17 protein-coding genes are annotated in these 17,408 nt (G+C 69.1%); 7 read left to right on the forward strand and 10 right to left on the reverse strand.

All coding sequences use genetic code 11. The annotated features are described in order from the left end of the window. The first annotated feature begins 83 nt into the window (after positions 1-83). From BU28_RS0108960 to BU28_RS0108990, 7 genes are read left to right on the forward strand one after another with little or no spacing between them, the layout of a single operon-like run. Positions 84-1,865 (forward strand): IlvD/Edd family dehydratase, encoded by a 1,782-nt coding sequence (locus BU28_RS0108960; RefSeq protein ID WP_028719180.1) that lies wholly within the window; start codon positions 84-86, stop codon positions 1,863-1,865. A gap of 9 nt (positions 1,866-1,874) precedes the next feature. After that, entirely contained in the window at positions 1,875-2,609 is a 735-nt protein-coding gene (locus BU28_RS0108965) for an SDR family oxidoreductase (RefSeq protein WP_028719181.1), read from the forward strand. A 9-nt stretch (positions 2,610-2,618) separates the two neighbouring features. Further along, positions 2,619-3,557 carry a 2-hydroxyacid dehydrogenase gene (locus tag BU28_RS0108970; RefSeq protein WP_028719182.1) on the forward strand — a complete coding sequence of 313 codons (939 nt, stop codon included), beginning with the start codon at positions 2,619-2,621 and terminating at the stop codon, positions 3,555-3,557. An 11-nt stretch (positions 3,558-3,568) separates the two neighbouring features. Then, positions 3,569-4,264, forward strand: coding sequence for a GntR family transcriptional regulator (locus tag BU28_RS0108975; protein ID WP_036762479.1), 696 nt, complete (start codon positions 3,569-3,571; stop codon positions 4,262-4,264). Beyond that, positions 4,261-5,196, forward strand: a complete 936-nt coding sequence (locus BU28_RS22475; protein WP_051578074.1) for a DMT family transporter — start codon at positions 4,261-4,263, stop codon at positions 5,194-5,196. Before BU28_RS0108975 ends, BU28_RS22475 begins: the two co-directional genes overlap by 4 nt. Then, positions 5,193-6,032: an ureidoglycolate lyase gene (locus BU28_RS0108985; protein ID WP_028719184.1), complete on the forward strand. Its 840-nt coding sequence runs from the start codon at positions 5,193-5,195 to the stop codon at positions 6,030-6,032. Before BU28_RS22475 ends, BU28_RS0108985 begins: the two co-directional genes overlap by 4 nt. A 48-nt stretch (positions 6,033-6,080) precedes the next feature. Further along, the gene (locus tag BU28_RS0108990) at positions 6,081-6,836 is read left to right on the forward strand and encodes a hydroxypyruvate isomerase family protein (RefSeq protein ID WP_028719185.1); all 756 of its coding nucleotides are present in this window, start codon (positions 6,081-6,083) and stop codon (positions 6,834-6,836) included. A 52-nt stretch (positions 6,837-6,888) separates the two neighbouring features. Here the strand turns inward: BU28_RS0108990 and ltnD are convergent, their stop codons facing one another. Genes ltnD through mmsA form a run of 10 tightly spaced genes read right to left on the reverse strand, consistent with a single transcriptional unit; the run spans position 6,889 to position 17,371 of the window. Then, positions 6,889-7,791 carry an L-threonate dehydrogenase gene (gene ltnD / locus BU28_RS0108995; RefSeq protein ID WP_028719186.1) on the reverse strand — a complete coding sequence of 301 codons (903 nt, stop codon included), beginning with the start codon at positions 7,789-7,791 and terminating at the stop codon, positions 6,889-6,891. Positions 7,792-7,812: 21 nt separating this feature from the next. Then, the gene (locus tag BU28_RS22480; RefSeq protein ID WP_081791327.1) at positions 7,813-8,571 is read right to left on the reverse strand and encodes a GntR family transcriptional regulator; all 759 of its coding nucleotides are present in this window, start codon (positions 8,569-8,571) and stop codon (positions 7,813-7,815) included. A gap of 43 nt (positions 8,572-8,614) precedes the next feature. After that, entirely contained in the window at positions 8,615-9,625 is a 1,011-nt protein-coding gene (locus tag BU28_RS0109005; RefSeq protein ID WP_028719187.1) for an aldose epimerase family protein, read from the reverse strand. After that, positions 9,622-10,467 (reverse strand): SMP-30/gluconolactonase/LRE family protein, encoded by an 846-nt coding sequence (locus BU28_RS0109010; RefSeq protein WP_028719188.1) that lies wholly within the window; start codon positions 10,465-10,467, stop codon positions 9,622-9,624. Before BU28_RS0109010 ends, BU28_RS0109005 begins: the two co-directional genes overlap by 4 nt. Beyond that, positions 10,464-11,066, reverse strand: a complete 603-nt coding sequence (locus tag BU28_RS0109015) for a 2-dehydro-3-deoxy-6-phosphogalactonate aldolase (RefSeq protein ID WP_028719189.1) — start codon at positions 11,064-11,066, stop codon at positions 10,464-10,466. Before BU28_RS0109015 ends, BU28_RS0109010 begins: the two co-directional genes overlap by 4 nt. Next, a complete protein-coding gene (locus BU28_RS0109020; RefSeq protein ID WP_028719190.1) occupies positions 11,063-11,962 on the reverse strand; it encodes a 2-dehydro-3-deoxygalactonokinase in 900 nt (299 codons plus the stop codon). The genes BU28_RS0109015 and BU28_RS0109020 overlap by 4 nt, the downstream gene beginning before the upstream one ends. After that, on the reverse strand, positions 11,956-12,888 hold the full coding sequence (locus tag BU28_RS0109025; protein WP_028719191.1) for a Gfo/Idh/MocA family protein: 933 nt from the start codon (positions 12,886-12,888) through the stop codon (positions 11,956-11,958). The genes BU28_RS0109020 and BU28_RS0109025 overlap by 7 nt, the downstream gene beginning before the upstream one ends. Beyond that, complete coding sequence (gene araD / locus BU28_RS0109030; RefSeq protein WP_028719192.1) at positions 12,875-14,620, reverse strand: L-arabinonate dehydratase; 1,746 nt, start codon at positions 14,618-14,620, stop codon at positions 12,875-12,877. The genes BU28_RS0109025 and araD overlap by 14 nt, the downstream gene beginning before the upstream one ends. Next, complete coding sequence (gene mmsB, locus BU28_RS0109035; protein ID WP_028719193.1) at positions 14,617-15,804, reverse strand: multiple monosaccharide ABC transporter permease; 1,188 nt, start codon at positions 15,802-15,804, stop codon at positions 14,617-14,619. The genes araD and mmsB overlap by 4 nt, the downstream gene beginning before the upstream one ends. After that, the gene (mmsA, locus tag BU28_RS0109040) at positions 15,797-17,371 is read right to left on the reverse strand and encodes a multiple monosaccharide ABC transporter ATP-binding protein (RefSeq protein ID WP_028719194.1); all 1,575 of its coding nucleotides are present in this window, start codon (positions 17,369-17,371) and stop codon (positions 15,797-15,799) included. The genes mmsB and mmsA overlap by 8 nt, the downstream gene beginning before the upstream one ends. Positions 17,372-17,408: the final 37 nt, after the last annotated feature.

The following is a 17,408-nucleotide window of genomic DNA, read 5'->3' on the forward strand; positions in this document are numbered from 1 at the left end:
TTGCCCCCTTCCCCGAACCGCCGTTCTGGTATACCAAATTTCCAGCCAAAGCCGTCCGGTGGATGCCACAAAGGGGCCCGATCATGGGAAACACACGCGCAAACAAACGCTTCCGTTCGCAGGAGTGGTTCGACAACCCGAACAACCCCGGCATGACGGCGCTTTATATCGAGCGTTACCTGAACCAGCAGTTCACGCGCGAGGAGCTGCAGTCGGCGAGGCCCATCATCGGCATCGCCCAGACCGGCAGCGATCTGTCGCCCTGCAACAAGATCCATGTCTTTCTGATGGACCGGATCAAGGCCGGCATCCGCGACGCCGGCGGCATCCCGATGGAATTTCCGGTCCATCCGATCCAGGAAACCGGCAAGCGCCCGACGGCCGCGCTGGACCGCAACCTGGCCTATCTGGGCCTGGTCGAGGTGCTGCACGGCTATCCCCTGGACGGGGTCGTCCTGACCACCGGCTGCGACAAGACCACGCCCGCCATGCTGATGGGCGCGGCCACCGTCGACATTCCCGCGATCACGCTCAACGGCGGGCCGATGCTGGACGGCTGGTGGAAGGGGCAGCGCGCCGGGTCCGGCACAGTGGTCTGGGAAAGCCGTCGCCTGCTGTCCGAGGGCAAGATCGACTATGAGGAGTTCATGTCGCGGGTCTGCGCCAGCGCCCCCAGCCTGGGTCACTGCAACACCATGGGCACCGCCAGCACCATGAACGCCATGGCCGAGGCTTTGGGCATGTCGCTGACCGGCTGTTCCGCCATCCCCGCGCCCTTCCGCGAGCGGATGAACATGGCCTATCTGACCGGCAAGCGCATCGTGGACATGGTCTATGAGGACCTCAAGCCCAGCGACATCCTGACCAGGGCTGCGTTCGAGAACGCCATCGTCGTAAACTCGGCCATCGGCGGGTCGACCAACGCGCCGCCGCATCTGCAAGCCATCGCCCGCCATATCGGCGTCGAACTGGACGTGACCGACTGGCAAAAGATCGGCTTCGACGTGCCCCTGCTCGTCAACATGCAGCCGGCGGGCGAATACCTGGGCGAAAGCTTTTTCCACGCCGGCGGCGTGCCGGCGGTGATGGGCGAGCTGAAAAAGGCTGGCCGGCTGCACGAAGACTGCATGACCGTCACCGGGCAGAAGATTGGCCAGAACCTGATCGGCTGGGAAAGCCGCGATCCGCTGGTGATCCGACCCTATGACCAGCCGTTGCGGGAAAACGCGGGCTTCATCGTGCTGACCGGCAACCTGTTCGATTCGGCGCTGATGAAGACCAGCGTGATCTCGGCCGATTTCCACCGCAGGTTCCTGTCCGACCAGGGCCGCGAAGGCGTGCACGAGGCCCGCGCCATCGTCTTCGAGGGCCCCGAGGATTACCATGAGCGCATCAACGATCCCGCGCTGGCGATCGACGAAAACTGCATCCTGTTCATCCGGGGCGTGGGCTGCGTGGGCTATCCCGGCAGCGCCGAGGTGGTGAACATGCAGCCGCCGGACGCGCTGCTGCTGGCAGGCATCAACCACCTGCCCACCGTGGGCGACGGGCGGCAGTCGGGCACGTCCGAAAGCCCCTCGATCCTGAACGCCAGCCCCGAGGCGGTGGTCGGCGGGGGGCTGGCCTATCTGAAAACCGGCGATAAGGTGCGGCTGGACCTGAACGCGGGACGGATGGATGCGCTGGTGGATGAAAGCGAATGGCAGGCCCGCAAGGATGCCTGGGTTCCCCCCGTGCTGGAAAGCCAGACCCCGTGGGAGGAGATCTATCGCCGCGAGGTCGGCCAGCTTGCCCAAGGCGGCTGCCTGGAGCTCGCGACCGCCTATCAGAAGACCCGGCAGACCCTGCCGCGCGACAATCACTAAGGGGGGACGATGCAGAACATCCTGATCACCGGCGGCGGCAGCGGCATCGGCCGCGTCACCGCGCGCCTGTTTCTGGAACGCGGCTGGCGGGTCGGCCTGATCGGCCGGCGCCAGGATGCGCTTGAGGAGACGGCGGCGAAGAACCCCAACGCGCTGGTCCTGCCCTGCGATGTCACCGATCCCCAGGCGGTGGATGCGGCTTTTGCCCGCGCGGCCGGCGAATGGGGCCGGCTGGATGTCCTGTTCAACAACGCGGGCGCGGTCCTGATGTCCAAGCTGATCGACGAGATCAGTATCGAGGACTGGCGCCGGGTGACGGATGTGAACATCACCGGCATGTTCCTGTGCGCCCGCGCCGCGTTCCGCCAGATGCGGACGCAAGACCCGATGGGCGGGCGGATCATCAACAACGGCTCGGTCTCGGCCGATGTGCCGCGCCCCGGCTCGGTGCCCTATACGGTGTCGAAACACGCCGTCACCGGGCTGACGCGCACGCTGTCGCTGGACGGGCGGCCCTATAACATCGCCTGCGGGCAGGTGGACATCGGCAACGCGCTGACCGACATGGCCCAGGCGATGACCAAGGGCGTGCCGCAGGCCGACGGCTCGGTCAAGGTCGAGCCGGTGATGGACGCGACCGAGGTGGCGCGCGCGGTCTATCACATGGCCTCGATGCCCGAAGGGACGAACATCCAGTGGCTGACGGTGATGGCCACGAACATGCCCTATATCGGGCGGGGCTGAGGGGGCGGGATGGGCAAGGTTCTGGCCATCGGCCCCTATTCCGACCGTGACGCGGCGGCGCTGCGGGACGATTTCGACGCGGTTTTTCTGCCCGGCCTCGATGATCTGGCGGGCCTTTCCCCCGAGGATCGCGCGGGCGCGGTGGCGCTGGCCTATCTGGGGCACCATCCGCTGGACGGCGCCGTCATGGACCAGCTGCCCGGTCTGCGGGTGATCGCGAACTTCGGCGTGGGCTTCGACGCCATCGACGTGCCTGCCGCGAGTGCGCGCGGCATCACCGTCACCAACACGCCCGAGGTGCTGAACGACGATGTGGCCGACCTGGCCGTCGCGCTGCTGATCGCCGAAAACCGCCGCCTGAACGGGGCCGAGGGATGGTTGCGCGCCGGCCGCTGGGCCCAGGGCGGCGACTATCCCCTGGCCCGCAAGATGTCGGGCCGGCGGGTCGGCATCCTGGGCCTTGGCCGCATCGGGCGCGAGATCGCCGACCGCCTGGCGGCCTTCAAATGCGAGCTTCACTATTTCTCGCGCAGCGAAAAGCCGACCCCCGGCTGGACCTGGCATGCCGATCCGGTGGCGCTGGCCCGGGCGGTGGACGACCTGGTCGTCGCCGTCGTGGGCGGGCCGGACACGCAGGGCCTGGTCTCGGCCGAGGTGATCGCCGCACTGGGGCCGGACGGGATCATCGTGAACATCGCCCGCGGCTCGGTCATCAATGAGGCCGCGTTGCTGGATGCGCTGGAAGGCGGGGCCTTGCGCGGCGCGGGCCTCGACGTGTTCCGGGGCGAGCCGCATGTCGATCCGCGCTTTCTGGCGCTGCCGAACGTCACGCTGTTGCCGCATGTGGGCTCCGCCACGGCCGAGACGCGCGCCGCGATGGGCGTCTTGCAGCGGCAGAACCTGCGCGCCGTGCTGGATGGACGGCCCGCCGTCACGCCGGTCAACTGAGGGATGCGCCGGTGACCGAGGACACGCTTGCCGCGGCCATCGCCCATGAATTGCGCCGCGAGATCCTGCGCGGCAACCTGCCCCCCGGTGCGCCGATCAAGGAACGCGACAATGCCGAACGCCAGGGCGTGTCCCGCACCCCCATGCGCGAGGCGATCCGGATCCTCGCGAAAGAGGGGCTGGTGGTGCTGCGCCCGCTGCGCAGCCCGGTCGTGGCCGATCCCTCGCTGACCGAGATCATCGACCAGATCCAGGTGCTGCATGCGCTGGAACTGCTGTCGGGCGAACTGGCCTGCCAGCGCGCGACCGAGGCCGAGATCGCCGGCATCGGCGCGCTGAAGGACCGGATCGAGGCCATCTATGGCGAGGCCGACACCCTGGACGTGTTCGAACTGGACATGCAGTTCCATTCCGCCATCGTCGCCGCCGCCCATAATGCGGCGCTTGCGGACACCCACGGCGCCTATATGGCGCGGCTGTGGCGGGCGCGCTATCTGTCGGCGCGGCGCAAGCTGTCCCGGGACCGGGTGCTGCGCCAGCACCGGGCGATCCACGCCGCGCTGGCCGCGCGCGACGTGGACGCGATCAAGACCGAGGTTGCGGCCCATCTGGGGGCGATGATCGACAACATCAGGGACCATTTCCGCGAGGAAACGGGGCAGGACAGGATGGACCGCAGCAGCGGCCCGACAGAGGCCGCACCATGAGGCGCAACGCCACCCTGGGCGGCATCGTCATGTTCGCGACCGCCGTGGCGCTGTTCGCAACGCTGGACACGACCGCAAAATGGCTGATGAGCACGGGGCTTGCGGCCCTGCAGGTGGCCTTCGTGCGCTATGCCGGGCACCTGGTCGCGACGCTGGCGGTGACGCTGCCCCGGCAGGGGCTCGGGGTGCTGCGCTCGGTCGATCCGCGGCTGCAGCTGGCGCGCTCGCTGTGCCTGCTGGGCAGCACGGGGCTGAACTTCGTCGCGCTGAGCTATCTGCCGCTGACGACCGTCACCGCGATCATGTTCGCAAGCCCGGTGATCGTGACCCTGCTGGCGGTGCCGCTGCTGGGCGAACGGGTCGGGCTGATGCAGTTCGCCGCCATCCTGCTGGGATTTCTGGGCGTGCTGATCGTCGTCTCGCCCTGGGACGCGGAACTGCACTGGGCGATTTTCCTGTCGCTGGGGTCATGCATCTGCACCTCGGTCTATTTCATCCTGTCGCGGATGCTGGCGCGCGAGGCGACGGCGACGCAGCAGATCTGGGCCAGCGGCATCGCCACACTGTTCCTGGCGCCCCTGGCCTTCTGGCAATGGCAGGAGCCCTCCGGCCCGCTGGTCGTGCTGATGATGTGCCTGATCGGGTTGTTCGGCGCCAGTTCGCACAGCCTGGTGACGCTGGCGCACCGGATGGCCGATGCCTCGGTCCTGGCGCCGGTGGTCTATCTGCAGCTACTGTTCGCGACCATCGGCGGCTATGTGGTCTTTCACCAGGTGCCGGGCGCCTCGACGCTGCTGGGTGCGATGGTCATCATCGCCGGGGGCGTGCTGCTTTGGCTCTCGGGGCGGCGAAAGAGAATTGCGGCAATCAGGACTTCCGCCATCGCGATTTCTTCGGAACAGTCGGAACGGAAACTCAAGGAGGACAGATGAAACTTTTGCGCTATGGCCCCGAGGGCCAGGAAAAGCCCGGCCTGCTGGATGCCGATGGCCGGATCCGCGACCTGTCGGGCCAGGTCCCAGACATCGCGGGCGACGTGCTGACCCCCGAGGGGCTGGAACGGCTGGCCGCGCTGGACCCGGCCAGCCTGCCCGTGGTCGAGGGCTCGCCCCGCATCGGCGCCTGCGTGGGGCAGGTGCGCAAGTTCATCGCCATCGGCCTGAACTATGCCGACCACGCCGCCGAAAGCGGCATGGCCGTGCCGTCCGAGCCGGTCGTCTTCAGCAAATGGACCAGTTGCATCGTCGGCCCGGACGACGACGTGGTGCTGCCCCCCGGCTCGCGGAAATCCGACTGGGAGGTCGAGCTGGGCGTGGTCATCGGCAAGACCGCGCGACAGGTGTCCGAGGCCGAGGCGCTGGACCATGTCGCGGGCTATTGCGTGGTCAACGACGTGTCCGAACGCGAATGGCAGCTGGAGCGCGGCAACACCTGGGACAAGGGCAAGGGGTTCGACACCTTCGGTCCCATCGGCCCCTGGCTTGTGACCCGCGACGAGGTGCCGGACCCGCAGGACCTGTCGATGTGGCTCGAGGTGGACGGCAAGCGCTATCAGGACGGTTCGACCAAGACGATGGTGTTCGGCGTGGCGGCGCTGGTCGCCTATTGCTCGCGGCTGATGACGCTGCTGCCGGGCGATGTGATCACGACCGGCACGCCCCCCGGCGTCGGCATGGGGCAGAAGCCTCCGGTCTATCTGAAGGGCGGCGAGGTCATGCGCCTGGGGATCCAGGGTCTGGGCGAACAGACCCAGCGCGTGCGGGCCTGACATCGGGCGGCGGGGCGACCCGCCGCCCTTTTTCCATGGGGAAATGCGATGCGGTTTTCCGCCAACCTGGGCTTTCTCTGGGCCGACCTGCCCCTGCCGCAGGCGATCCGCGCCGCGGCGGCGGCGGGCTTCGATGCCGTCGAATGCCACTGGCCCTATGACGCCGACCCGGCCGAGGTCGCGGCCGCCCTGCGCGACACCGGCCTGCCGATGCTGGGGCTGAACACCCTGCGCGGGGCCTTGGGCGAAAACGGGCTTTCTGCGCTGCCGGGCCGCGAGGCCGAGGCGCGGGCCGAGATCGACCGCGCCATCGCCTATGCCCGCGCCATCGGCTGCGGCGCCATCCATGTCATGGCGGGCTTTGCCGAGGGCGCGGCGGCCGAGGCGGTGTTCCTGGCGAACCTGGACCATGCCTGCCGTTCGGCGCCCGACCTGACCATCCTGATCGAGCCGCTGAACCGCCATGACGCGCCGGGTTACTTCCTGACCGGCTCGGACCAGGCGGCGCGGCTGATCGAACGGGCGGGGCACGCGAACCTGAAGCTGATGTTCGACTGCTATCACCTGCAGATCATGGAGGGGGATCTTTCGCGGCGGCTGCGGGCGCTGCTGCCGGTCATCGGGCATGTGCAGATCGCCTCGGTCCCCGACCGGGGCACGCCGGATCATGGCGAGCTGGATTATCGCCATATCTGCGGCGTGCTGCGCGATCTGGGATGGGATCGGTCGTTGGGGGCGGAATACCGGCCTGTCGGGGCGACAGAGGACAGCCTGGGCTGGTTGCCGGTGCTGCGCGCGGTCTGACGGCGCGGCGCCGGTGGCGCGGCTGGCGTGGGTATTTGGAAAACGGTGAAGATCAGGCGGGGTCGCCCGGCAGCCGGGCCTTGGCCTTGCGGGCCAGGATCCTGGCCACCGAGGCGTCGGCCTGGCGGCCGAGGCCCGCCTGCGCGGCCTCGCGGTAAAGCGCCAGCGCGGCGGTGGCGAGCGGGGTGGGCGTGTCCAGCGCCTGGGCCGCGTCGGTGACGATGCCCAGATCCTTGACGAAGATGTCCACCGCCGAGAAGGGCGTGTAGTCGCCCCGGACCACCTGCGGGCCGCGGTTCTGGAACATCCAGCTGTTGCCGGCGCATTCCGCGATCACATCCTGCACCGTCGCCAGATCCAGGCCGGATTTCGCGGCCAGGACCATCGCCTCGGCCATGGCGGCGATGTGGACACCGGCCAGAAGCTGGTTGATCAGCTTCATCCGGCTGCCGGCGCCGGGTTCCTCGCCCAGGCGGAAGACCCGCGCCGCGATGGCGTCGAGCGCCGGCTGGATGCGCCGGAAGGCCTGCTCGGGCCCCGAGGCCATGATGCTGATCGCGCCTTCGCGTGCCTTAGCGGCCCCGCCCGAGACCGGCGCGTCGATGGCGAACATCCCTGCCGTGGTGAGGTCGGCGGCGATCGCCACCGCGTCGTCGGGCGGCATGGTCGGGCAGAGCACAAAGACGGTGCCGGGCCGGGCCGCCGCGACCGCGCCACCCTGGAACAGCACGCGGCGCGTCTGGGCGGCATCGACCAGGAAGACGAAGACCGCGTCGCTGTCCTGCACTGCCTCGGCCGGTGTCGTGGCGACCCGGCCCCCGGCCGCCGCCAGGTCCCGGCCTGGCTGGGGGTCGAGGTCGAGCCCGGTGACCGGGATGCCGGCGCGGGCCAGCGACAGCGCGGCGCCAAGCCCCATCGAGCCCAGCCCGATGACGGTCGTCGAGAGGTCGGTCATCCGGTTTCCCCCTTGAAGCGGTCAGACATTCATCGACAGGTCGTAATGCATCCGCGCCAGCCCGGGCTCGGCCCGGTCGAACAGTTCGGGCGACAGCCGGACCACCGCCGGCAGGTCCTCGAACACGCGGCGCAGGTGCAGGCGCATGGTCGCCTCGGCCATGTCGGGGTCCTGGCTTGCGATGGCATCGACGATGGCGCGGTGCTGGTCCACCATGACCTGGGCCGGGGTCACGGCCGAGAGCAGGTGGCGTACGCGGTCCAGGTGGATCTTGAGCCCCTGCAGGTGGACGCCGACCAGCGCCTTGCCGGCGATGGCGGCCAGGGCGGCGTGGAACTCCTCGTCCAGGGCGACCAGCCGGGCGGGGTCGCCAGGGTCCACGGCGGCCTGCCGGTCGATCATCGCGCGCAGCCGGCCGACCTCGGCGGGACCGGCCATGCGGGTGGCGATGCGCACGATGTCGGCCTCGGTCGCCTCGCGGATGAAGCGGGTGTCGAGCACCCAGTCCATGTTGATGCGCGTGACGAAGGTGCCGCGCTGGGGCCGCACCTCCAGCAGGCCCTCGGCGGCCAGGCGGATGAAGGCCTCGCGCACGGGCTGGCGCGAGAGGTCGTACTGGTCGGCGATGTCCTGTTCCGACAGCCGCATGCCGGGCTGCAGGTCGCCGGTCACGATCCGGCGGCGCAGCAGGGCATGCATCTGGGCCGCCGCCGGCAGGTCGGGGTCGGCGGCGGGGCAGGCCGGCTGGGGCCGCTGGTCGGTGTGTAACGCTGCCTTCATCGGCCCTCCTGCCCCGGTATTTCGGACGAATGGGGGGCTTGCGTCAACCGCCTCGCACGCGGGCAAAGCCCAGCGTGGTCGTCTGGCGATAAACCTGGCCCATTCCCAGCACGGCCGAAGGATAGTCGGGATGATGCGGGGCATCGGGCCACAGCTGCGATTCGAGCGCGATGCCGGCGTGGGGGCCATAGACCTGGCCCGACAGGCCGGGCGCGCCGGGACGCAGCAGGGCGCCGGCATAGACCTGCAAGCCCGGCTCGGTCGAATCGATGGTCATTTGCAGCGACCGGGCGCGCAGGGTGGCGGCGCGGCGCGGCGCCATCGTCCGCCGCGTGCCCAGGCACAGGTTATGGTCGATCAGCGGGCCCTGAAGCCGGTCGCCCAGCCGCGCGGGCTGGCGGAAATCCAGATGCGTGCCCTGCACCGGGGCGGGCGGGCCCAGCGGGATCAGGTCGTCGTCCACCGGCAGATAGGTGTCGGCGGGGACGGTCAGCCGGTGATCGGCGACGGTCGGGCGGCCGTCCAGGTTGAAGTAGCTGTGTTGGGCGAAGTTGCAGAACGTGTCCTCGGTCGCGCTGGCGAGGACGGCGATGCGCAAGGCCGGGCCGGGCAGCAGGTGATAGGTCACCCGCACCAGCAGCGCGCCGGGAAAGCCCATGTGCCCGTCCGGCAGGCGGTCCGACAGGGCCACGAAATCCGGCCCCTGGTCGGCGATGATCCAGTTGCGCTGTCCGGTCCCGTCCGAGCCCCCGTGCAGCGTCGTGCGGCCGCGTTCGTTGCGGTCCAGCGTCAGCGCCTTGCCGTCCAGCACCGCCCGGCCCCCCGCGATGCGGTTGGCGCAGCGCCCGACGATGGCGCCGAAATAGCGGCCTTCGGCCAGGTAGGGGGCCAGTTCGGGAAAGCCCAAGACCAGCGGCTGGGCGATACCGTCCAGCCGCAGATCCTGCAGCGAGGCGCCCCAGCTGATGACCGAGGCCGTCAGCCCATGCGCGGACAGCGTGACGCGCCGGACGGGGTGACCGTCGGGCAGGGTGCCGAAGTCCGTGGCGGTCATGGCCTGACCCGGGGCTCGGCCAGGCCGCGGGCGCCGTCGGGCAGGACCAGCCAGGTGCGGCCGTCCTGCGCGCCGTCCAGCCCCTCTGCCGCGCTGGTCACCAGGATGCGGTCCAGGTTTTCCCCGATGAAGGCCGGGCAGCTGACCTGGGCCGAGGGCAGGGTGACGCTGTCGATCCGGGTGCCGTCGGGCGCGTGGCAGACCAGCGTGCCGCTGCCCCAGCGCGCGTTCCAGAAATTGCCGCGCGCGTCGGTCACCGCGCCGTCCGGGTGCTGGTCGGTGCCGGTCAGGTCCAGATAGACGGCAGGCTCGCCCACCGGCCAGCCGCGGGCGTCCAGAGGCTGGCGCCAGACGATCTGGCGCGCGGTGTCGGCGAAATAGGCATGCCGCCCGGCGGGGTCGAAGCAGATGGCGTTGGGGATGTCCATGCCGTCCCGCAACCGCTCCAGCCGGCCGTCGAACCAGCGATAGATCGCGCCCGCGCCGGGGCTGGCGTCCAGCCCCATCGTGCCGATCCAGAAGCCGCCCCAGGGATCGGCCCGCCCGTCGTTCGAGCGGTTGCCGGGCCTGTCCGCTTCCAGTGCGACCAGCGGCTCGCGCGCGCCGCTGCCCAGGTGAAAGCGGAAAAGCGCGCTGGCGCTGGCGATCAGCAGGCTGTCGCGGTCGATCCAGCCCGCGGCCGAGACGGGCTCGTCGAACTGCCAGGACAGTTCGCGCCCCTGATGCCGGCTCAGCAGCCGCTTGCCCAGGATGTCGAACCAGAAGGCCTGGCCGCGTTCGGGGTGCCACAGCGCGCCTTCCCCCAGGGTGCAGATGCGCGGATCGAAGAGCGTATGTCTCATGCCAGGGATCGCAGCGCCGAAACCATCTCGCGCGCGCGCGCGCCCACGTCCTCGGGGGTGTCGCCGGGCCGGTAAAGCGAGGTGCCGATGCCAAAGCCCTGGGCACCGGCGGCGAACCAGTCGGCAAAGTTCTGCGGCCCGACGCCCCCCACGGCATAGACCGGGATTTCGGGCGGCAGGACGGCGCGCAAGGCCTGCAGCAGGCCGGGCCCCGCCTGGCCTGCGGGAAACAGCTTCAGCCCGGTCGCGCCGGCGGCGATGGCGCGGAAACACTCGGTGGCGGTAAAGACGCCCGGATAGCTTTCCAGCCCCAACCGGCGGGTTTCGCGGATCACCTCGGGGTTCATGTCCGGGGACACGATCATCCGCCCGCCCGCGTCCGCGACACGGCCCACGTCCGGCAGGCTCAGCACGGTGCCCGCGCCCACGGTGGCCTGGCCGCCGAAGCGGGTGGCCATCAGCCGGATGCTTTCCAGCGGATCGGGCGAGTTCAGCGGCACCTCCATCCGGTCGATGCCGGCCTCGATCAGGGCGGTGCCCACGGGAATGGCCTCGGCCGGGGTCAGGCCGCGCAGGATGGCGATGATGGGTTGGGTCATTCGGTCCTCAGCAATGCGGCGGCGGCGGCGGTCAGTCCGGTCAGGACCAGGGCCGAGCCGTCCTTTTGGTAGGCGTCGGCACCCCGCTGCGTCAATGCCCCTGCGTAAAGCCCGGCCAGCCCCTCGGCCCCGATCACCGCCACGCGGGCGCCCTGCCACAGGGGCCGCGCCGCCGCGATCTCGGCCCCGATCAGCAGGGCGGACAGCCGCCCGGCCGCCGCCTCGGGCGAAAGCCCGTCCAGCAGCGCGGCCGCCCGCAGCGGAAACAGCCCCGCCTGCGCAAGGCCGGGGTCGGCCGCGACCTCGGCCAGCGTCCGGTGAAAGGCGGCCGCATCCGCCGCGGCCTCGCCGATGGTCAGGCGCAGGACGGACTGGCGCGACAGCAGGGCGTAAAGCTCTCCGGTCATGAAGGTGCGAAAGGCGGTGACGCGGCCGCCTTCGACGCGGACCCATTTGCAATGCGTGCCGGGAAGGCACAGCGTGCCGGCGAAATCCGGGGTCTCGGCCAGGAAACCGGCGATCTGGGTTTCCTCGCCCCGCATCACGTCGGGGGGATCGGACTGCATCAGCCCGGGCAGGATATGGACGTCCAGCCGCGCGTCCCGCACGGGCGGCCGTGTGGCGCGCAACGGGTCGAGGGGCGTGCAGGGGACGGCGCGATATTCGGCCTCGGCCCAGCCGGTGCGGGCCCCGACCATGCCGCAGGCGATGACGGGCGTCGCCCGCCCCAGCCAGTCGCCGGCAAGTTCCAGCAGGGCGGGCTCGAACCCGTCCGGGGTCAGCGCGCCCATGCCCCGGTCCGAGGCGCGGGCCTCCAGCACCTGCCCGCCCGCCATGGCCCAGGCGCGCAGCCGGCTGGTGCCCCAGTCGACCGCGATCCAGTCGGGCCTTACCATGAGAAGGCTTCGGTCTGGATGCGCCGGCCCAGCATCATCGCATCGGCGACGTGGCGGAAGGGGGCCAGGTCCACCTCGCTGGTGCCGCGCTGGATCAGCTGGGCAAAGCGGGCATAGATGCGGTCGTATTCCCCCGACAGAGAGCTTTCGCTGGCGATGGCCTGACCGTCGATCACCACGGTCGCGCCGCCCTGGGACAGGTCCAGCCGGCCCCGGTCGGTGTCGATCTGCATGTCCCAGGTCTGCGGCCCGGTTTCCCGGAAGTCGAAGTCCAGGTCCACCGGCGCGCCTTCCTCGGTCAGCATGGTCAGTTGCGCGGCGATCGGCGTGTCGCGGTTCTCGGGGAACTCCAGCACGGCCCCGGTGGTGTAAAGCGCGACCGGCAGGATATGGGTCAGGATGGAATAGGCGTTGATCCCCGGGTCGAAGACGCCGGTGCCGCCCGGGGCAAAGATCCAGTCCTGGCCCGGGTGCCAGCGCCGCACGTCCTCGCGCCAGGTGACGGTGATGCGGGTGATCCGCTTGTCCGCCAGCCAGGCCTTGGCGCCCGGTATTCCCGGCGCGAACTGGCTGTGCCAGGCGGCGAACAGCACCCGGCCCTGGTCGCGGGCGATCCTTTGCAGGGTCATCACCTCGCTGACCGTGGTGCCGGGCGGCTTTTCCAGCAGGACGTGCTTGCCCGCCAGCAGGGCTTGCCGCGCCACGGCAAAGCGGACCTGCGGCGGCGTGCACAGCGACACCGCCTGCACCCGGGGGCTTTGGCGCAGCAGGGCGCCGATCTCGGGATAGGCGGTCAGCCCCTCAGGCCGGGCGACGGGGTCGACCACGGCAGCCAGGTTGAACACGGGCGAGGCGTCCAGCGCCGCGCGATGCTGGTCCCGGGCGATCTTGCCGAAACCGATGATGGCCAGATCAATGGCTGTCACGTCCCACCTCGCGTCCGCGGCATCCTTTCAGGAAATCGAAATCGGCGCCGGTGTCGGCCCCCTCGACATGATCGTGGAACATGCGGGCGTAACCGCTGGCGGGCGGGGCCGCGGGCGGCACCCATTCGGCCAGCCGCCGCGCGATCTCCTCGTCGCTCAGGTCCAGGTGCAGGCGCCGGTTCGGCACGTCCAGTTCGATGAAATCGCCGGTCCGCACGATAGCCAGCGGCCCGCCCCGCGCCGCCTCGGGCGAGGTGTGCAAGACGACCGTGCCATAGGCGGTGCCCGACATGCGCGCGTCGCTGATCCGCACCATGTCGGTAATGCCCTTTTTCAGCACCTTGGGCGGCAGGCCCATGTTGCCGACCTCGGCCATGCCGGGATAGCCCTTGGGACCGCAGTATTTCATCACCATGACGCAGGTCTCGTCGATCTCCAGCGCATCGTCGTTGATCCGCGCCTTGTAGTCGTCGATGTCCTCGAACACGACCGCCCGGCCGCGATGGCGCAGCAGGTGGGGGCTTGCAGCCGAAGGCTTCAGCACCGCGCCGCCCGGCGCCAGGTTCCCGCGCAGGACCGCGATGCCGCCCTGGGGCGTCAGCGCGCGCTCGACCGGCAGGATCACGTCCTCGTTCCAGTTGCGGGCCTCGCGCACCTCGTCCCAGATCGTTTCCCCTGAAACGGTCAGCGCGTCGCGGTGCAGGACGCCCGCCTCGCCCAGGCGTTTCAGCACCACGGGCAGGCCGCCGGCATAGAAGAATTCCTCCATCAGGTACTGGCCCGAAGGCATCAGGTTCACGATGGTCGGAATGTCGCGGCCGCAGCGGTCCCAATCGTCCAGCGTCAGGTCGACGCCGACCCGGCCCGCCAGCGCCAGCAGGTGGATCACCGCGTTGGTCGACCCGCCGATGGCGCCGTTGCAGCGAATCGCGTTCTCGAACGCCTGCCTGGTCAGGATGTCGCTGGGCTTCAGGTCGTCCTTGACCATCTGCACGATGCGCCGGCCGGTCAGCTGCGCCATCACGCGGCGGCGCGAGTCCACCGCCGGGATCGCGGCATTGCCGGACAGCGCCATGCCCAATGCCTCGGCCATGCTGGCCATGGTGCTGGCGGTGCCCATGGTGTTGCAGGTGCCCGAGGACCGGCTCATCGCCTGTTCGGCGTCCAGGAAGTCCTCCTGCGTCATCTCTCCGGCCTTCACGGCCTCGGAGAACTTCCACAGATGCGTGCCCGAGCCAATACGCTCGCCCCGGAACCAGCCGTTCAGCATCGGGCCCCCGGTCACGACGATGGACGGAATGTCGGTCGAGGCCGCGCCCATCATCAGGCTGGGCGTGGTCTTGTCGCAGCCGACAAGCAGCACGGCCCCGTCGATGGGCTGGCCGCGCATCGCTTCCTCGACCGCCATGGCGGCGAGGTTGCGATACATCATCGCGGTCGGCCGATAGGTGTTCTCGGAGGCCGAAAACACCGGCACTTCGACCGGAAAGCCGCCGGCCTCCCAGACGCCGGCCTTCACCTTTTCGGCCAGTTCGCGCAGGTGGCCGTTGCAGGGCGTCAGGTCCGACCAGGTGTTCAGGATGCCGATGACGGGCCGGCCGTCGAACAGGTCATGCGGATAGCCCTGATTCTTCAGCCAGCCGCGGTGATAGATGGTGTCGCGCGAATTGCCGCCATACCAGTGCTGCGACCGCAGCTTGCGCGGCCATTCGGCGGGTTTGAAGGTGGTCATGCTTTGCTCTTGTTCGAGACGTCGAAGATCACGGCGGCCATCAGCACCAGGCCCTTGATGACCTGCTGATAGTCGATGCCGATGCCCAGGATGGACATGCCGTTGTTCATCACGCCCATGATGAAGGCGCCGACGACGGCGCCGATCACGGTGCCGACGCCCCCGGCCATGGACGCGCCGCCGATGAAGACGGCCGCGATCACGTCCAGTTCGAACCCGACCCCGGCCTTGGGCGTGGCCGAGTTCAGCCGCGCCGAGACGACCATCCCCGCCAAGGCCGCCAGCATCCCCATGTTGACGAAGGTCAGGAACACCACCCGTTCCGAGTTGATGCCCGACAGTTTCGCCGCCTTGGCATTGCCGCCGATGGCATAGATGCGCCGCCCGATGGTGGTGCGTTCCGAAATGAAGGCGTAAAGCGCGACCAGGACCGCCATGACCATGAAGACGTTGGGCAGCCCGCGGAAATTCGCCAGGGCCCAGGTCATCCAGACCAGCGCCAGAAAGATCAGCGCGTTCTTGGCCGCGAAGAAGGCAAAGGGCTCGTCCGCGATGCCCACGGCCTCTTCGCGCTTGCGGGCGCGGATCTGCAGCCACAGGATGGCGATGGCCGCGCCCCAGCCCAGGACCAGCGACAGGGTGTTGGGCTTGTCCGGTCCGAACAGGTCCGGGATGAAGCCCGAGGCGATCATCTGGAATTCGCGCGGGAAGGGGCCGATGCTTTGCCCCTGCAGGATCCACATGGTCAGGCCCCGGAACACCAGCATCCCAGCCAGGGTGACGATGAAGCTGGGGATCTTCCAATAGGCGATCCAATAGCCCTGCGCCGCGCCGATCAGCGCCCCCGCGACCAGCGACAGCACCACCACCAGCGGGATGGGCAGGCCCATGCGCACGATCATCAGCGCGGCAAGCGCGCCCACGAAGGCCGCGATGGACCCCACCGACAGGTCGATGTGGCCCGCGACGATGATCAGCAGCATGCCGACCGCCATGATGACGATGTGGCTGTTCTGCAGGAACAGGTTCGTCAGGTTGACCGGGCGGAACAGGATGCCGCCCGTGACGATCTGAAAGAACGCCATGATGATGATCAGCGCGAACAGGATGCCGTATTCGCGGATGTTGCGGCGGATGAAGCCGAAGGTGTCGCCGCCGGGGCGGGTTTCGATGGTGTCAGACATGGGCGGCCTCGGCCTCGATTTCCTCGGGGGTGACGTTTTCCTCGGTCAGGGTGTGGCCCGACGTGATGATGATCTCCATGATGCGTTCCTGGGTCGCCTGGGCGGTGGGCATGTCCCCGACCAGGCGGCCTTCGTTCATCACGAGGATGCGGTCGGTAATGCCCAGAAGCTCGGGCATTTCCGAGGAGATCACGATGATGGATTTGCCCGCGGCCGCAAGGTCGCGGATGATGGTATAGATCTCGTACTTGGCGCCGACGTCGATGCCGCGCGTGGGTTCGTCCAGGATCAGGATCTCGGGGCCCGAGAACAGCCATTTTGCCAGCACGACCTTTTGCTGGTTGCCGCCCGACAGGTTCACCGTCGCCTGGTCGATGGAGGACGACCGGATGTTGATCTGCTTGCGATAGTCGCGCGCAACCTGGCCTTCCTTGTGGCGGTCGATGACGCCCTTCGGGGCGACGCCGCGCAGGTTCGCCAGCGGGATGTTGCGGCGGATCGTGTCGATCAGCACCAGGCCCAGCGACTTGCGGTCCTCGGTCACGTAGGCCAGGCCCGCCTTGATGGCCTTGGGCACGGCGGACAGGTCCACGGGCTTGCCGTGGATGGACACGCTGCCCGATTTCCAGTCGCCCATGCTGCGGCCGAAGATCGACATGGCCAGTTCGGTGCGGCCCGCGCCCATCAGCCCGGCGATGCCCAGCACCTCGCCCCGCCGCAGGTCGAAGCTGGCGCGGTCGACCATCAGCCGGCCCTCGCGCGCGGGATCGGCCACGGTCCAGTCGCGGACCTGCATCACCTCCTCGCCGACCTTCGGTTCGCGGGGGGGATAGCGGTCGTTCATCGACCGGCCCACCATGTCCTTGATGATCTGCGCCTCGGGGACCATGCCGTCGTGATGGGCCACGGTCGCGCCGTCGCGCAGCACGGTGATGCTGTCGCAGACCTGGGAAATCTCGTTCAGCTTGTGCGAGATCAGGATCGCCGTCATGCCCTGGTCGCGAAAGCTGGCCAGCAGGCGCAGCAGCGCATCGCTGTCGTTTTCGTTCAGCGAACTGGTCGGTTCGTCCAGGATCAGCAGATCGACCTTTTTCGACAGCGCCTTGGCGATCTCGACCAGCTGCTGCTTGCCCATGCCCAGCTCGCCCACCCGGGTTTCGGGGCTTTCGCGCAGGCCGACCTTGGCCAGCAGCTCGGCGGTGCGGCGGTTCGTCTCGTGCCGGTCGATCACGCCGCGCGTCGCGATCTCGTTGCCCAGGAAGATGTTCTCGGCAATCGACATCTGCGGCACCAGCGCGAGTTCCTGGTGGATGATGACGATGCCCTGCGCCTCGCTGTCGGGGATGCCGCGAAAGGCGACGGGCTTGCCGTTGTACAGGATCTCGCCGTCGTAGGTGCCGTGCGGATAGACCCCGGACAGCACCTTCATCAGCGTGGACTTGCCGGCGCCGTTCTCGCCGCACAGCGCCCGGATCTCGCCCCGGCGGACGGTCATGTTGACGTTGTCGAGGGCTTTCACCCCGGGAAATTCCTTGGTGATGCCCCGCATTTCCAGAATGGCGTCCATCGCTTCCCCCTTCGCGATGGGGATGCCGCCGCGACCC

Source organism: Paracoccus yeei ATCC BAA-599 (genome assembly GCF_000622145.1).
GTDB lineage: Bacteria > Pseudomonadota > Alphaproteobacteria > Rhodobacterales > Rhodobacteraceae > Paracoccus > Paracoccus yeei.

What these genes read in the sequence shown, in the direction of transcription:
- BU28_RS0108960 (WP_028719180.1), top strand. Translation starts at nt 84, where the DNA reads ATGGGAAACACACGCGCAAACAAACGCTTCCGTTCGCAGGAGTGGTTC.
- BU28_RS0108965 (WP_028719181.1), top strand. Translation starts at nt 1,875, where the DNA reads ATGCAGAACATCCTGATCACCGGCGGCGGCAGCGGCATCGGCCGCGTC.
- BU28_RS0108970 (WP_028719182.1), top strand. Translation starts at nt 2,619, where the DNA reads ATGGGCAAGGTTCTGGCCATCGGCCCCTATTCCGACCGTGACGCGGCG.
- BU28_RS22475 (WP_051578074.1), top strand. Translation starts at nt 4,261, where the DNA reads ATGAGGCGCAACGCCACCCTGGGCGGCATCGTCATGTTCGCGACCGCC.
- BU28_RS0108985 (WP_028719184.1), top strand. Translation starts at nt 5,193, where the DNA reads ATGAAACTTTTGCGCTATGGCCCCGAGGGCCAGGAAAAGCCCGGCCTG.
- BU28_RS0108990 (WP_028719185.1), top strand. Translation starts at nt 6,081, where the DNA reads ATGCGGTTTTCCGCCAACCTGGGCTTTCTCTGGGCCGACCTGCCCCTG.
- ltnD (WP_028719186.1), bottom strand. Translation starts at nt 7,791, where the DNA reads ATGACCGACCTCTCGACGACCGTCATCGGGCTGGGCTCGATGGGGCTT.
- BU28_RS22480 (WP_081791327.1), bottom strand. Translation starts at nt 8,571, where the DNA reads ATGAAGGCAGCGTTACACACCGACCAGCGGCCCCAGCCGGCCTGCCCC.
- BU28_RS0109005 (WP_028719187.1), bottom strand. Translation starts at nt 9,625, where the DNA reads ATGACCGCCACGGACTTCGGCACCCTGCCCGACGGTCACCCCGTCCGG.
- BU28_RS0109010 (WP_028719188.1), bottom strand. Translation starts at nt 10,467, where the DNA reads ATGAGACATACGCTCTTCGATCCGCGCATCTGCACCCTGGGGGAAGGC.
- BU28_RS0109015 (WP_028719189.1), bottom strand. Translation starts at nt 11,066, where the DNA reads ATGACCCAACCCATCATCGCCATCCTGCGCGGCCTGACCCCGGCCGAG.
- BU28_RS0109020 (WP_028719190.1), bottom strand. Translation starts at nt 11,962, where the DNA reads ATGGTAAGGCCCGACTGGATCGCGGTCGACTGGGGCACCAGCCGGCTG.
- araD (WP_028719192.1), bottom strand. Translation starts at nt 14,620, where the DNA reads ATGACCACCTTCAAACCCGCCGAATGGCCGCGCAAGCTGCGGTCGCAG.
- mmsB (WP_028719193.1), bottom strand. Translation starts at nt 15,804, where the DNA reads ATGTCTGACACCATCGAAACCCGCCCCGGCGGCGACACCTTCGGCTTC.
- mmsA (WP_028719194.1), bottom strand. Translation starts at nt 17,371, where the DNA reads ATGGACGCCATTCTGGAAATGCGGGGCATCACCAAGGAATTTCCCGGG.